This window comes from Kineosporiaceae bacterium (assembly GCA_016713225.1).
Lineage (GTDB): Bacteria > Actinomycetota > Actinomycetes > Actinomycetales > Kineosporiaceae > JADJPO01.
Map to the genome: position 1 here is coordinate 158,908 of JADJPO010000011.1, position 14,451 is coordinate 173,358.

Annotated in this window: 12 protein-coding genes and 1 pseudogene; 3 read left to right on the forward strand and 10 right to left on the reverse strand. The window is 70.2% G+C overall.

What is annotated here, in order from left to right:
* Window positions 1-43: 43 nt before the first annotated feature.
* A pseudogene (hisN, locus tag IPK24_23440) lies at window positions 44-797 on the forward strand (histidinol-phosphatase).
* 769 nt (window positions 798-1,566) lie between these two features.
* On the opposite strand, the gene IPK24_23445 reads toward hisN, so the two are convergent.
* The 3 genes from IPK24_23445 to IPK24_23455 form a co-directional block, all read right to left on the reverse strand.
* A complete protein-coding gene (locus IPK24_23445) occupies window positions 1,567-1,803 on the reverse strand; it encodes a hypothetical protein (GenBank protein ID MBK8078419.1) in 237 nt (78 codons plus the stop codon).
* Window positions 1,804-2,057: 254 nt separating this feature from the next.
* Window positions 2,058-2,762, reverse strand: a complete 705-nt coding sequence (locus IPK24_23450) for a TetR family transcriptional regulator (GenBank protein MBK8078420.1) — start codon at window positions 2,760-2,762, stop codon at window positions 2,058-2,060.
* 103 nt (window positions 2,763-2,865) lie between these two features.
* The gene (locus tag IPK24_23455; protein MBK8078421.1) at window positions 2,866-3,030 is read right to left on the reverse strand and encodes a hypothetical protein; all 165 of its coding nucleotides are present in this window, start codon (window positions 3,028-3,030) and stop codon (window positions 2,866-2,868) included.
* 468 nt (window positions 3,031-3,498) lie between these two features.
* Between IPK24_23455 and IPK24_23460 the strand changes: the two genes are divergently transcribed.
* On the forward strand, window positions 3,499-4,800 hold the full coding sequence (locus IPK24_23460; protein ID MBK8078422.1) for a polysaccharide deacetylase family protein: 1,302 nt from the start codon (window positions 3,499-3,501) through the stop codon (window positions 4,798-4,800).
* A gap of 103 nt (window positions 4,801-4,903) precedes the next feature.
* The gene (locus IPK24_23465) at window positions 4,904-5,305 is read left to right on the forward strand and encodes a response regulator (GenBank protein MBK8078423.1); all 402 of its coding nucleotides are present in this window, start codon (window positions 4,904-4,906) and stop codon (window positions 5,303-5,305) included.
* On the opposite strand, the gene IPK24_23470 is transcribed toward IPK24_23465, so the two are convergent.
* The 7 genes from IPK24_23470 to IPK24_23500 all read right to left on the reverse strand — a co-directional run bounded on the left by IPK24_23470 (window position 5,290) and on the right by IPK24_23500 (window position 14,293).
* Window positions 5,290-9,087, reverse strand: a complete 3,798-nt coding sequence (locus IPK24_23470) for a response regulator (protein MBK8078424.1) — start codon at window positions 9,085-9,087, stop codon at window positions 5,290-5,292. The genes IPK24_23465 and IPK24_23470 overlap by 16 nt on opposite strands.
* Before the next feature lie 5 nt (window positions 9,088-9,092).
* On the reverse strand, window positions 9,093-10,193 hold the full coding sequence (locus tag IPK24_23475; GenBank protein MBK8078425.1) for a hypothetical protein: 1,101 nt from the start codon (window positions 10,191-10,193) through the stop codon (window positions 9,093-9,095).
* A 78-nt stretch (window positions 10,194-10,271) separates the two neighbouring features.
* Window positions 10,272-11,198 (reverse strand): glycosyltransferase, encoded by a 927-nt coding sequence (locus IPK24_23480; protein MBK8078426.1) that lies wholly within the window; start codon window positions 11,196-11,198, stop codon window positions 10,272-10,274.
* A gap of 498 nt (window positions 11,199-11,696) precedes the next feature.
* Complete coding sequence (locus IPK24_23485; protein ID MBK8078427.1) at window positions 11,697-12,803, reverse strand: HEAT repeat domain-containing protein; 1,107 nt, start codon at window positions 12,801-12,803, stop codon at window positions 11,697-11,699.
* Window positions 12,804-12,806: 3 nt separating this feature from the next.
* A complete protein-coding gene (locus IPK24_23490; GenBank protein ID MBK8078428.1) occupies window positions 12,807-13,181 on the reverse strand; it encodes a response regulator in 375 nt (124 codons plus the stop codon).
* A 508-nt stretch (window positions 13,182-13,689) separates the two neighbouring features.
* Window positions 13,690-13,854, reverse strand: coding sequence for a hypothetical protein (locus IPK24_23495; GenBank protein MBK8078429.1), 165 nt, complete (start codon window positions 13,852-13,854; stop codon window positions 13,690-13,692).
* 55 nt (window positions 13,855-13,909) lie between these two features.
* Window positions 13,910-14,293: a rhodanese-like domain-containing protein gene (locus tag IPK24_23500; GenBank protein MBK8078430.1), complete on the reverse strand. Its 384-nt coding sequence runs from the start codon at window positions 14,291-14,293 to the stop codon at window positions 13,910-13,912.
* Between the last annotated feature and the right edge of the window lie 158 nt (window positions 14,294-14,451).

Genomic DNA, 14,451 nt, shown 5'->3' on the forward strand with positions numbered 1-14,451 from the left:
CGGCTATGACGATGATCTGCGGCTCGCACTGGTGATCGCCGACATGGTCGACGCCCACACCACGTCCCGGTTCCAGTCCGTCGATCTGCACGTCGAGACCAAGCCCGACCTGACGCCGGTGAGCGATGCCGACCGCACCGCCGAAGAGATCATCCGCGGCCAGCTGAAGCGCAGCCGCCCCCGGGACGCGGTGGTCGGCGAGGAGTTCGCCCCGACGGGCCACGGCGTCCGGCGCTGGGTGGTCGACCCGATCGACGGCACCAAGAACTTCGTGCGCGGCGTCCCGGTCTGGGCCACCCCTGATCGCCCTCATGGTGGAGGACGAGGTGGTGCTGGGCGTGGTGTCCGCGCCCGCGCTGAACCGACGATGGTGGGCGGCCCAGGGCACCGGCGCCTGGACCGGACGCAGCCTGTCCTCGGCGCGGCGGCTGACGGTCTCGGGTGTCGGCAAGGTCGGGGACGCCTCGCTGTCGTACTCCTCGTACGAGTCCTGGGAGGACCTGGACCGAGGCGATCAGTTCCGCAGCCTGACCCGCGCCGTCTGGCGCAGCAGGGCCTACGGCGACTTCTGGTCCTACATGTTGGTCGCCGAGGGGGCGGTCGACATCGCCACCGAGCCGGAGCTCATGCTCTACGACATGGCGGCGTTGGTGCCCGTGGTCACCGAGGCAGGTGGACGATTCACGTCACTCGACGGCGCGGACGGCTGCTCGGGCGGGAACGCCTTGGCCACCAACGGGTTGCTGCACGACGAGGTGCTCGCGGTGCTCGCCCCGCGCGGGTCCGACCCGGCATAGCGAGCCCGGGCGCGCCACCAGACCAGCACCCGGGGAGCGAGCAGCAGCGCATAGAGATCGAACCAGCCGTACCCCCCAGCGGCGCCGGAGGGTGGATTGCCCTGACCGATCAGCCCCAGAACGGGGTCGACCTCGGCCCAGGTCCAGGTACCCAGCGCCGTCCCGGTCAGTTCCAGGAAGCCGACCACGACGAAGGCGCCGACATAGAGCAGCCGGCTGCGGCCCCACCGCAGGAACGCCAGCAGGCAGAGGAACCAGAACCAGCCCAGGACGTCGTGCCGGCCCCCCAGCCCACCCATCAGGCCGATCACCGCCCAGGCACCACCGACCAGAACGGTCAGGGCGACCGCGAGGCGCGCGTGGGCGCGGACCACGGGCGAGCGCCCGATCCACAGGGCCGCGAGATAGACCAGCCCGTGACCCGGCGGCACGAACGGGGGAACGGTGCCGATCCGGTAGACGTAGGCCTCCAGCAGGGGCGAGAAGGTGTACTCCACCGCGGTGGCGAACAGCACGACCAGCCCCGTCTGCACGCGAACCAGGGCGGACTCCCGACGCAGGACACCGACCAGCACCAACCAGGTCCCGACCCCCAGCACCGCCTGCCGGGCAGGCTCGAACCAGGACGGCGGCCCATCCCCGAGGCCGGGCACGATGGCCGGATCGACGGCGTCGACCAGCAACACCGCGGCGATCCACGCCATGACCGCGCCCGCGGCACCCGCCGTGGCCACAGGGCTCGACGTGGTGCCCGGGCGCGCTCGCCGGTTCAGGACGCCGCGGAGTGCTCGATGCGGTCGAGCCGGTTACGCGAGTCCTCCGGCAGCGTCATCTCGACACATGCCGGACAGGCAGCAGCCGGTCGCGCCGAGAAGCGCCGCTCCCAGAACACCGTCCAGCCGCCGATGAACTCCCCGCACAGGGTGCGCCGGGTCCCCGGCTGCCACGCATGTTCGGTTCCATAGGGCACCCACTGGCTCGGACCGGTCCCGGAGCGGTCACGCACCTTGTGGGTCGAGACAACGAAAAGCTCGCTGCGATCCGGTCCAGCCGGCCGCTTCGCAAGAGTCAGGGGCGTCATCGTTGCCGTCCTCCACTCCCGTGCCGTTTCGGAGCCTCCCCGTCGAGACTCACATCACGTGTGGCACTGAGTGCCATACTTACGGCACTCAATGCAGATACGCAAGGGTCTACAGCCCGCCCAGTATCCCGAGTCGGCGTGCCTGTCGGACGAGCGGCACCCTGCCCGTCGGTGAACGGTCACAGAGAGCGGGATATGCGTTGCATCACATCGCCGAGCGGATCGCCGGCCCGGAACACGGCGACCACCACGTTCTCCGGCTCGCCCGCTCCCGAAGCCTCCGACGAGGGCTGCAACCGGGCCACGACCCAGTCGAACGCCTGCTCCAGATCGGCGAACGGGTCGGCGCCCCCGCCACTGGTCAGCCAGCCGCGCAGCACGTGATTGTGGGCCGCCACGATCGCCGCGGCTGCGACCTCCGCGGCCAGCGCCGCCTGTGCCCCCTCCCCCAGCCGCACCTGCAGGTACGTGCTGAACAGGCGGGTGTAGCGCGAGACCCAGGCGATCTCACGATCGCGCAACGCGGGCACGGTCCGGGTCAGCTGGTACCGCTGGATCGAGACGGCGGCGTCCTCGACGTAACTGCGCAGGACCATCCGCGCCCCGCTGCACACCGCACGCAACGGCGGGACGTCACCCAGGGCGTCCAGGTGCGCCTGCACCATCTGGGCCACTCGCTCGTGATCGGGGAAGACGACGTCGTCCTTGGCCCGGAAGTGGCGGAAGAAGGTCCGCCGCGCCACGCCCGCCCGTTCGGCGATGGCCTCGACGGTGGTGTTCTCGTAGCCCTGGGCGGTGAACAGCTCCCGACCGGCAGCGGCGATCCGTTCGCGCACCTGGGACGACGCCGTCTCGGGCTCGCTCCGCGCGGGAGGGCTGGCCATGGCAGGACGGTAACGTGGTCATCCCCCCACCGGCACCTGCCAGCGGGTGAAACACACCACCTGCCGCAGCACCTGCCGCCCCCGCCACCGGGAGCCCCGGGGACTAGAAGCCCTCGGCCCGACGCTCCTCGGCCAGGAACAGATCGAAATCCTCGGCGTACCGCTCGGCCAACCGGTCGAGCGCCCGCACCCGGGCACGCCGGGATCGGACCTCGGGATCACCCTTGCCGCGCAGATCTCGGATCGGGGTTCCCAGAAGAACTCCCACACTTCCGGCTGCGGTCGACGCTGCGCGGGTCGTGGTCACCGCGGACGCCCGGGCGCTGGTGCGCGGCGTCCCCGTGGTGACCGGTGCGAGGCAGCCCTGACAGCTGGGCTCGGCACCTGCGAAGTCGTCGACCGGCTTGACCTTGCGGCACCTGTCACACCGCCGCCATTTCTCTGCCACTGCCAAAGAACTCCGTCCTCGTCGCACCTCGGTCGAACAGGGCCACCCTATGCCCACCCAACGTCATCACCGACACACAACGCGCGCCGTCCCGACGTATCGGTGACGTCGACATCGATTTCCGCAATTCACCCTCCCTGAGCGGGGTTCTGACATAGCGTTGAGGTGGTGTTGATGGTCCGTTTCATCACAACTACCTCACGTGATGGACCATCACCTCAACGCCACAAAACTGATGTGCGCCAGGGGTTTACGCCTCAGGGCGCACCGTCACCCCTTGGGGGGATCGTGAACCGCCGACTCGGGAAGCGCGGGCGTTTCGCTGCGCTCGGCACACTCGTCATCACGCTGGCCTCGACCCTGCTGCCGAGCACGGCCGCGCAGGCTGCCACAGTACGGAATCTGGCACCCAACCCCTCCGTCGAGACCCGCTCGGGAACCCGACCGTCGTCCTGGGTGCAGGTCACCTCGGGCTCGAACCGCCGCGTCTTCACCTACCGTTCGGGCGGCGCCCACGCCGGCCGGCGGTACGTCCGCACCACGGTGACGCAGCGGACATCCGGCGTCGCCGGATGGGCCTTCGCGCCGGTCGCCGTCCGGTCCGGCGCCAGTTACAGCTACCGCGACTACTACCGTGGCTCGGCCAGCGTGCTGCGCGCCCGGATGACCACCACGAAGGGATCGGTGCTCTACCGCACCTTCCCGGCCTCCGCCGCCTCCCGGGGCTGGCGGGCCGGCGGTGTCACCTTCACCCTGCCCCGCGGCGTCACCCGCCTGAGCATGGAGCGGGTGCTCACCACGACGGGCACCCTCGACCTGGACGACGTCCGGCTGACCTTGCGCAGTCTGCCCGCCACCCCGAAACCACCGGCACCGGCGCCTGCGCCGGCCCCCGAGCCGACGACCCCCGCACCGGCACCGACCACCCCGGCCCCGGTCCCGGCCACCAACGGGATGGTCTCGATCACCTTCGACGACGGGCTGACCTCGCAGTACGACAACGCTGCCCCGGTGCTGGCCTCCCACGGATTGCCGGCCACGTTCTACCTGATCTCGAGCAATGTGGGTGCCGGTGGCTACATGTCGGTCTCCCAGGCCGCCGCCCTGCAGGGTCGAGGTCACGAACTGGGTTCGCACAGCGCCACGCACGCCAACCTGCCCTCGCTGTCGCCCAGCGCCCTGACCGCCGAACTGGCGGGCAGCAAGACAGCGCTGGAGGCCAACTTCGGCACCATCCGCTCGCTCGCCTATCCCTTCGGCGCCTACAACACCGCCGTGGCGGCCGAGGCCGGCAAGTACTACACGACCGCGCGCACCACCGATGGCGGGTTCAACACCCGGGGCGCGATCAACCGCACCGCGCTGACCATGCACTACGTCCTGCAGGGAACGGACGCCGCCACGGTGGCGGGGTGGGTGGAGCAGGCCAAGAACTCCGGCAGCTGGGTGATCCTGGTCTACCACGGGGTGGCCGAGGGCGGGGACCAGTACTCGGTCACGCCGGCCGCCTTCGCTGCGCAGATGGCGGCAGTGAAGGCCTCGGGGATCCGGGCCGCAACCGTCAGCGCGGCCTACGACGCCATGTCCTGAACCAGATCTGAAGCAGATCTGAACCAGATCTGACGCAGTCCTGCGCCAGTCCTGAACACGTCGAGGTCTCGAGTTCTCGGCGGAATCCGCCGATACCTCGGCCATGACGACTGCCCTGGTGGTGGACGACGATCCCGACCTGCGCCAGCTCATGCTCACGGTGCTCGATCGAGCCGGCTATGACGTGTGGGCCGAGTCGGACGGCGGGGCAGCCCTGGCATCGGCCCTGAAGCTGCGCCCGGACGTCGTCCTGCTGGACTGGCTCATGCCGGTGCGATCGGGCATCGAGGTGTGCCAGGCGCTGCGCGCCGAGGCCACGTTGGCGCACACCGCCGTGATCATGGTGACGGCCCGGGACACCGAGAGCGACCTCGAGTGGGGTTACGCCTGCGGCGCCGACGACTACGTGGTCAAGCCGTTCCTGACCAGCGACCTGGTCCACCGGGTGGAACGGGCCATCGCCCACCGCGCGGCCATCATCGGGACGGGTCAGCCGACCGGCTGAGCGTCCAGGTAGCCCGAGATCTCGGAGCAGGCCCGGTCCAGTGCCGGGTCGAGCCGTTCGCGCTCGACCAGGGCCTGATCGTGCAGACCCTGCTCGGCCAGCTGCTCGATCTGCTGACACACCCGCGCGAGATCGTCCGCACCGAGGTTGGCCGCCGCGCCCTTGAGGCTGTGGGCCAGACGGTGCCCGAGCGCGTCGTCCCGCGCAGCCAAGGCCGCGTCCAGCCCGGTCACCAGATCCGGGACACGATCGAGGAACGACCGGGCGATCCGTTGCACCAGCTCGACCTCGGCCGGTGAGGCATCGCCCGTGAGCTCGTCCAAGCGCCTCGACACCGAGGATCGCCGCTGGGTCGGAATCGACACTCGGCTCGGCGTGCGCACAGCGTCGGGCTGGACATCGGGCTGGGCATCGGGCCGGACGTCGGGCTGGGCGTCGGGCTGGACGTCGTCCGGCTCGTGAACCCGGCCCACCCACCGTTCCAGGGTGACCTCGAGATCGTGCGTCCGGATCGGCTTGGACAGGTAGTCGTCCATACCGACCTGCAGGCACCGGTCGCGATCCTCCTTCATCGCCCCGGCGGTCATCGCGATGATCGGGATGTGGGCGACGTCCGGTCGGCGGCGCAGTTCGCCCGTGGTGGCGTATCCGTCCAGCCGCGGCATGTGACAGTCCATCAGGATCGCCTGGTAGGGCCGACCGGCGACCATCTCCAGCGCCTGGACACCGTCCGAGGCGACGTCCACGGTGTAACCCAGTCGTTGCAGGATCCCGACGGCCACCGTCTGGTTGATGTCGTTGTCCTCCACCAGCAGCAGCAGTCCCCCCGACTGCGGACGTTCGGTCTCGACCGCCGCCGGCGCCCCGGGGGTCGGCTGCGACCGATCGGCCGCCTGGAGCGCAGCCCGCAGAACCGGCGCCGGAACAGGTTTGATCAGCACTGCCTGGACGCCGGCGGTGCGGGCCTCGCTCTCGTCGATGCCCTCCCCCGAGGTCAGCAGAACCACCCGGACGGCAGGGATTCCCGGGTGAGCGGCGATCTCGTCGGCCACTCTCAGACCCGTCGTGCCCGTCAGGTTCATCTCGATCACCACGGTCTCGATCGGCGTGCCGAGCGAGGCCGACTGCCGCAACAGGTCGAGGGCATGCTCCGGGTCACCGGTGGCCTCGGCCGCGATCGACCAGCCGAGCACCTGGCCGACCAGCGCCGTCCGGCGGGCCTCGTCGTCGTCCACGATCAAGACCCGGGCCGCCTCGCCGTCACCTTCCGCCGAGGCCGCGACCTGGGTCAGCGGCACCGCGGCACGGAAGGTGGTACCCGCTCCCGGGGCGCTCTGGACCGAGATCCAGCCGCCCATGGCCTCCACCAGCTGGCGGCTGATCGCCAGGCCCAGGCCGGTGCCGCCGTAGGTGCGCGTGGTCGAGGCGTCGGCCTGGGTGAACGGTTGGAACAGCTTCGCCACGGTGGTGGCGTCCATCCCCAGCCCGGTGTCACTGACCTCGAGCTGAACCGCGATGCGGGATCGGGTCTCGGTCTCGACACCGGCACGGGTATCGGTGTCGGCGTCCTCGGTGAGCGCGTCCAGCCCCGCCTCGGCCGGGTCGAGCCGGTCCAGTCTGATCGTCACCGAGCCCTCGGCGGTGAACTTGATCGCATTGCCGACCAGGTTGAACAACACCTGGCGCAACCGGTTCGGGTCGCCGCACAACCGCGCGGGCAGGCCGGGATCGACGTCGATGATCAGCTGTAGCCCCTTGGCATGGGCTGCCTGGCCGGTGAGGCCGACGACCTCCTCGATCACCGTCGAGACCTCGAAGTCCATGGCGTCCAGCACGAACCGGCCCGCCTCGATCTTGGAGAAGTCGAGGATGTCGTTGATCACGCTGAGCAGCGCGGTTCCGGCCGAACGGATGCCCTCGACATAGCGCTGCTGCTCCGGGTCCATCACGGTGGCGCCGAGCAGCTCGGACAGCCCGATCACCCCGTTCATCGGGGTCCTGATCTCGTGGCTCATCGTCGCCAGGAACTGCGATTTCAACCGAGAGGCCTCGAGGGCCTGGTCCCGGGCATGAGCCAGGGCCTGTTCGGTGAGCTTGGTGGGGGTGATGTCGTGGGCGACCGCGTAGACCACGGAGCGGTCGTCGTCCACAGCACAGTTCCAGTGCAGCCACACATCGATCCCCGCCGAGGTCAGGCAGCGGTTCTGAAAGCTCCGGGGTTCGGTGCCGGTCAGCGTCCGCTTGATCTCCAGCAGGGTCCGATCTGCGTCCTCGGGGTGCACCAGGTCGAGGACACTGCGCCCGAGCAGTTCGGACGCCGGATAGCCCAGCCGCTCCGACCACGCCGGATTGAGCTGCACGAAACGGCCGTCGACCCCGATCAGGCAGAGCAGCTCCGGTGAGAGCCGGAACAACTGGTCGAGGTGATCGATCGCCGCCTGCCGCTCACTGACGTCCCGCACGAAGCAGTGCAGGGCCGCCGGCTGGGGTTCGTCAGGGGCGATCAGGGTGATCTCCTGCTTGAACGTCCTACCGTTGCGGCGCACCGCCCGCACCAGGGCGTGGGCCTTGCCCTCGCAGCGAGCCTGCAGGATGAGCTCGTCCAGCACGTGCCGGTCATCGGGGTGCACCGTGGCGTACCAGTCGGTGCCGATCAGGTCGTCGGCCTCGCAGCCGAGCAGGGCGCCGTAGGCGGCGTTCACGGTGGTGAAGGTGCCGTCCTGGCCGATGAAGGCGATGCCCTCGATCGCGTTCTCCAGCGCCCAGGACCGGTTGCGCACGCCGGCCTCGGCCCGCTCCCAGCTGGCGATGATCTCGGCGATGATCAGACACACCACGATGCTGAACAGGCAGAACACCTGCACCGACGAGCGTTGCAGGTACTCGGAGGGTTCGCGGGTGAACGGTCCGTGACCCGTCGCCGTCGCCCACACCAGGGCGGTGTTCAGGCACCACAGGTGGAGGGCCGTCCATCGCGGCCCCAGCCGGACCACGGCCCAGAACAACGGCGGCAACAGCAGTACCGGCTGCTCGATCAGGCGGTCGCCGTGCCCCAGCAATCCGAGGGAGACCGCGGCGAGCACGATCTGGGCCGCGACGACCGCCCCGCCCTCCCGCAGTTCTCGGACCGACGGCAGCGCACGGCGGCGATGCCACAGGTACACCACTTCGACGGCCGGCACCACGCTCACGGTGCCGAACGCCTCGGCGGCCACCCACGACCACCACACCTCGGCCGCGGCGACACCAATCGTCGAGGTCAGCACCACAGCGGCGGTCGCGATGCAGCCCCCCACCGCCGCCGAGACCACGGCGATCGGGATCAGCCCGCGCATCACCCACCGGGGCGAGCCGGAGGTCAGATCGCGGGCCACGAGTCGGCGCAACAGGACGGCGCCGAGCAGAGCCTGCAACCCGTCGGCGGCGGCCAATGCCAGCGCCGTACTGAGCGGCAGGCCGAAGGCTCGGTTGACCATGACGTCGGTGGCGCCCTGGAGCGCCAGATAGGCCGGCCAACGCCGCGCGTCGGTGCGCCGCAAGACCCCCATGGCCAAGCCGGACGCCGGGCCGTAGGCCACCGTCCCGCTGGGGAACGCCATCGCCCGGCCCAGCAGGGCCAACAGCGCATAAGCCACCGCGAAGGCGGTCAGCCGGGCAACAGTGCGCAGCCAGGGCGGAAGGGCAGCCGACAGCTTCACGCACAGGGCATCGGCCCTCGGCGCAGGCTGCTTGACATCAGGCGATGCCAGATGGGCCGGCAGTTCCCTGAGGGAGGGGACCACCGGCCTCACCCTTGATGGCCGGTCAGCGGTAGGCGCACCCGCGCGGTCGTACCCTCACCCGGTCGGGAGCAGAGCTCGAGCTCACCGTCGTGGCGGGCCGCAACCGATTGCACCACCGACAGCCCGATCCCAGCCCCCTGAACCTGTTGGGTCCGCGCCGAACTCGTGCGGTAGAACCGGTCGGCCAACCGCGGCAGATCCTCGGGATGGATTCCCATTCCATCGTCGATCACCTCCAGGAAGGCATCCGGCCCGCGAACGGCGAGGCGGAACCTCACCGTGCCCGAGGCAGTCGAGAACTTCACAGCGTTCGAGGCGAGGTTGAGCAGGGCGTGACGCAACTGGGCACGGTCGCCCTGAACCCAGACCGCCGACGCAGTGGTGTCGATGTCGAGCGTCACGTGCAGCCCGGCGGCCAACGCCTGCGCGGACGTCGCACCCGAGACCTGGGTGAGCAGCTCGACCAAGTCCACTTGTCCCCATCCCGTCTCCGGTGGGCAGGGCGAATCCAGTTGGGCCAGTAGGAGCAGGTCGGCCAGCAGCCGGGACAGCCGGCGACTGTTGCGCGCGATGACGTCGATCATCTGCCGCGCAGTCGGATCGAGGTCACCGAACTCGCCGTCGTTGAGCAGCTCGCAGTACCCCAGGATGCTGCTCAACGGGGTCCGCAGCTCGTGGCTGACCGTGGTGATCAGGTCGTTCTTCAGCTGATCCAGCTCGATCATGGCCGAGCTGATCGCCCTCAGGCGGCGCTGGCTGACGTCCAGCAGCACCTCGCCATGGCCGAGCAGGTCCCCACCCGGACTCGCCGTGATCGGGAATGCCAGGGCCAGGTAGGTCGCGCCGTCCAGGCTGACCTCGCGCTCGCGGCTGCCGGGCGCACCGGCGGCTGCGACGTGAATCCCCCGGTCGACCAGCTCGCGGTACCGCGGGTTGGCCACGAGCTCGTTCCCGTCGACGCCGAAGGCCCCGAGCGCGGCCGGAGCCTGGTCGACGAGCGCGGCCAGAGCCAGTGCTCGCAGGCGATCATGCGCGGCCTCGGCCTCGCCCGGAGGCACCTGTGCGGCGCCAGCGGCGAGGGCGGGCACACCCCCAAGTTCGGTCACACCCGACCAGTCGTCACCGACCAACCCGGTGTGATCATCCTGAGGCCGGTTGCCTCAGGATTCACCCGCGCGGGCGCCTCAGTGGGCGCGGGAGAAGCCCACTCGGGGCATCGACGCCCAGGCCGAACGCCGCCGGCGCATCGCATCGGTCAGGCCCTGCACTCGCCACCACGACATCATCACCCGCAACGCCGTGGTCTCCCACAACGCCGCCAGGATCAGCGCAACGAGGTCACGCCACCGGTCGTAGTGCCGCTCGGACACCTCGTCGATCAGCACCGCGGACAGCGAGACGAGCATGCCGAAACCGATGGCCATGGCAAAGACGGTCAGGGCGTACAGCGGGTTGAGCAGCCCCAGCCACCAGGCCGCCAGCACGGCCGGCAGGCCGAGCACCTCGACCACCGGGCCGAGCATCTCGAACAGCACGTGGTACGGCAGCACGAGCAGCCCGAAGCGGCCGAATCGTGGCCGCAGCATCGCCGAGCGCTGGTGCCAGAGCACCTGACCCAACCCGTGAGCCCATCGCCGGCGTTGCCGACGCAGGTCGCGACGATGTTGCGGCGCCTCGCTCCAGCAGACCGCCTGTGGCACGATCACGACCTTGTAGTCCTTGCGCTTCTGCCGACGCAACATGTGATGCAGCGAGGCGACCAGGTCGGCGTCCTGTCCGAGGCTCTCGGGGTGCAACCCGCCCAGTGCCACCACGTCCTCACGGCGGAAGGCCCCGAAGGCGCCGGAGATGATCAGCACGCTGTTGAGCCAGCTCCAGCCGATCCGGCCGAGCATGAACGCCCTCAGGTACTCCACGATCTGGGCACGCACGATCAGTCGCCGCGGCAGGGTGACCGACTCGATCGTGCCCCGGCGCAACACCATGCCGTTGGAGGGGCGCACCACCCCGCCGGCAGCCACCACGTCGTCGGGTTGTTCCACCAGGGGGCGCGCGATGTGCAGCAGGGCATCCGGCTCGAGGACCGAGTCGGCGTCCAGGGTGCAGATCAACGGGTACCGGGCGGCGTTGAGCGCTGTGTTGAGTGCGTCGGCGCAGCGTCCGGCGTTCTCCTTGCGGATCACGAGCAGATTGCCGCCCCCCTTCGGGGAAGTGCATCTCCCGGATCCGGCCGATGGTCGGCACGTCCTGCGGGATCACCCGCGTGGTGGGCACCAGGGTGAAGGCGTCACGCAGCAGATCGAAGGTGTCGTCGGTCGACCCGTCGTCCACCACGATCACCTCGAACTCGGGGTAACGCTGGTCGACGACGGAGCGCAGACACTCCGCGATCATGGGCGACTCGTTGAACGCCGGAACCAGCACCGACAGGCCGGGGGTGTCGGGGTGGGCGAACAGATCCTCCTTGCGGCTGCTCAGGTTGCGGCGCAGCTCGCGACGCAGGTTGACGGCGGCGCCGCCGACCAGCGTGAGCTGCGAGATCGCGACCACCAGCGCGTAGGTCATCACCAGCACGTTGAAGACGATGACCGTCGTGGTCAGCACGCCCTTCATCCGGACACCTCCATGGTCGAGGCGGCACCTGAGGCAGCTGCCGGTACGTCGCCGGCATCGACCTCGCCGCGGCCGATGAGGACCTCGGCAGCCTCCGGCACATGAGCCCAACCCCGTAGCGCGGTCACGCCCTTCGGCCCCAGCAGCGCCAGTGACCCGGCCGCGGCGCGGGCCAACACGTGGGTCTCGCCCACCAGGAGCCCGGTCAGGACGTCCGCACTGCGCGGGTCGCCCAGCCGGCCGAGGGCGGTCGCCGCAGCCTGTCGCACCGCAACCGGTTGGGCCGATGAGAGCAACTCGCGCATCGCACCTGCGGGAGTGGGCAGACCGATTCGCCCGAGGGCCTCGACCGCGGCGGCCCGCACTGCGGGGTCGCCGTCGTCCAGCGAGTGCTGCAGCGGAGCGACCGCCGAGGGCTCGCCGAGCCAGCCGAGCACCTTGGCCGCAGCGCATCGTCCGCGCGGTCCGTGGGTCCGCAGCGCGGAGGTCAATCGCCCCACGGCCGCCGGCCCCATGCGCAGCAGGGCGAGGGTGATGTAGTGCTCCGACTCGCGCCGGTTCGGGGCGTCCAGCAGCGCGAGCAGGGCGGGGACGGCGTCCGTCGAGGCGGTGCGGCCGAGAGCACGCACCGCGGCGCGGCGCACCTCGTCGTCCGAGTCGTCCAGCCGAGCGACCAACTCGGGGACGGCATCCGCCAACCCGAGGCTGCCCAGGAGTTCGACGGCCCGCAGCCGCCGGGAGGTCAGGATCGAACGGCAGTTCCGGCGGGCGGCGTCCACAGTGCCCCGTCGGCGCAGCAGGTCGACGAGCACGGCGCGATCGCCGCCGCGCAGCTTGCCGGCCATGGCGGAGGCCATGGAGTCCAGATAGCGACCGACCAGGTGGCTCACTGCAGGCGGCTCCTCGCCCTCCTCGCCGGCCGAGACCTCCGCATCCAGGGCGGCCAGGATCAGTGGGCGGGCGACGGCCTCGGCCTCGAGCCGGGATCGCTCCCGCCGGCGCCGCCATCCCCGCACCCCGGCGGTGGCGAGCACCATCAGGACGACGAGCACGGTCAAGATCTCGGTGAGGAGCAGGACCAGGCCGCCGTTGGCGTCGACCATGCGTCAGCGCACCGCCCGTGCCAGCGACGCGTCGATGCGGGCAGCCACCTCGCGCGGGCTGAACGGCTTGAGGATGTAGTCGTCCGCACCGGCCGCGAGGCCACGCTGGACGTCGGCCTCCTGGGCCTTGGCGGTGAGCATCAGCACCGGGATGTGGGAGTAGCGGTCATCGGCACGCATGGCCAGGCACACCTCGAGCCCGCCCATGCGCGGCATCATCCAGTCGAGCAACACCAGGTCGACCTGCTGCTGTTCGAGCGCTGCCAGCGCCGCCTCTCCATCGTGTTCGACCGATACTTCGTGGCCGCCGCTGGACAGTTTGAACTCGAGCAGAGCACAGATGTCGGGGTCGTCGTCCACGACGAGGATCGAGGCCATGGTGAGGGCTCCTTCACTGGGTGCGTTCCGTGACCGGTGCCCCACACGGCCGACCTCCCCCGGACGGCGCAGTGTGCGGCCAGATGGTTGATCGGTCGCCCAACGGCTCACATTGAGGCCCCAGTCGTGATCGGCCGGTCGGGTGAGGTGCTCGCCCGCCCGAGGGAGCCCGCCCGCGCGAGCGTGCCCGGCGCGTGCGGTCGCTTCCGAGCCCGTGCGGTCAGTTCGGAAGCTGTGTGGTCACTTCCGAGCCCGTGCGGTCAGTTCCGGTGCTGTGCGGTCGCTTCCGAGCCCGTGCGGTCAGTTCGGACCGAGCTGCGGTAACTTTCACCACTCGACAACGCTGTCATCGGACCAGAAGTGACCGCGCTCAGTGCTGGCCCGATGCGGCCCGATGCCGACATGCCGACTCCGGACCCCTCGGGCACGCGACAGTGGCACGGCACAGCGAAGGGCGGTGGCGCCCAGATCGCCACCGCCCTCGCGGTCAGGTTCTGATCGGCCGCGCTCAGCGCCCGAACAGCCGGGACAGCAGACCGCCGGTGCGGCGCTGGTCGGGCGGGCAGGAGCACCGATCCCGCTTCGCCACGCCGCGCAGCACCTGCTCGACGTGCTGACCGCATCCGGTGTAGGTGGCCTTGCCGCAGGTCCGGCAGGTGGCGGGGCTGCACATGCTGATGACTCCTCGAGTGAAGGGGTACCGGGGTGAAGGTGGATGGATGGGAAGGTCAGCCCCCGAAGGGATAACCCAGACCCTGCATGTCGTTCAGGCCACCGCCGTCGGCCACGGTGAGCCCGGCGTCACGCATCGTCGCGGCGGCCTGGGCCGAACGGTTACCGCTGCGGCAGTAGACCAGGTAGGTGCCGCTCGTGGGCAGCGCGGCGATCTCGGCGGCGAATCCAGCGGACTCGACGTCGATGTTGCGTGCTCCGACGACGTGCCCCTGAGCGAACTCGGCCGGCGTCCGCACGTCGATGATCGCGGCGTAGGCGACGCTGGACGCCGCCGGGGCCGGTTGCGCGGTCCCGCCCGAGGATCCGCAGCCGGCAAGGGAGGTCATTCCGGCCAGCGCCAGGGCAGCCGTCAGGACGGCAGCGGTTCGACGACTCATGGTCCGACTCTAACAGATACCCCTAGGGGTATCTGTCCGCCTCCCAGGGAGGACAAACCCGAGAGCGCGTCCTAAGCTGCCCGGCACGTTTGTCGCGCACCTGATCGATTCGGCCCGAATCCGCGATCGAACGCGCACCCGGACGCAAGGAGCTCATC

Coding starts and splice junctions, on each gene's coding strand:
- IPK24_23450 (MBK8078420.1), bottom strand. CDS start 2,762: ATGGCCAGCCCTCCCGCGCGGAGCGAGCCCGAGACGGCGTCGTCCCAG.
- IPK24_23465 (MBK8078423.1), top strand. CDS start 4,904: ATGACGACTGCCCTGGTGGTGGACGACGATCCCGACCTGCGCCAGCTC.
- IPK24_23485 (MBK8078427.1), bottom strand. CDS start 12,803: ATGGTCGACGCCAACGGCGGCCTGGTCCTGCTCCTCACCGAGATCTTG.
- IPK24_23490 (MBK8078428.1), bottom strand. CDS start 13,181: ATGGCCTCGATCCTCGTCGTGGACGACGACCCCGACATCTGTGCTCTG.
- IPK24_23495 (MBK8078429.1), bottom strand. CDS start 13,854: ATGTGCAGCCCCGCCACCTGCCGGACCTGCGGCAAGGCCACCTACACC.
- IPK24_23500 (MBK8078430.1), bottom strand. CDS start 14,293: ATGAGTCGTCGAACCGCTGCCGTCCTGACGGCTGCCCTGGCGCTGGCC.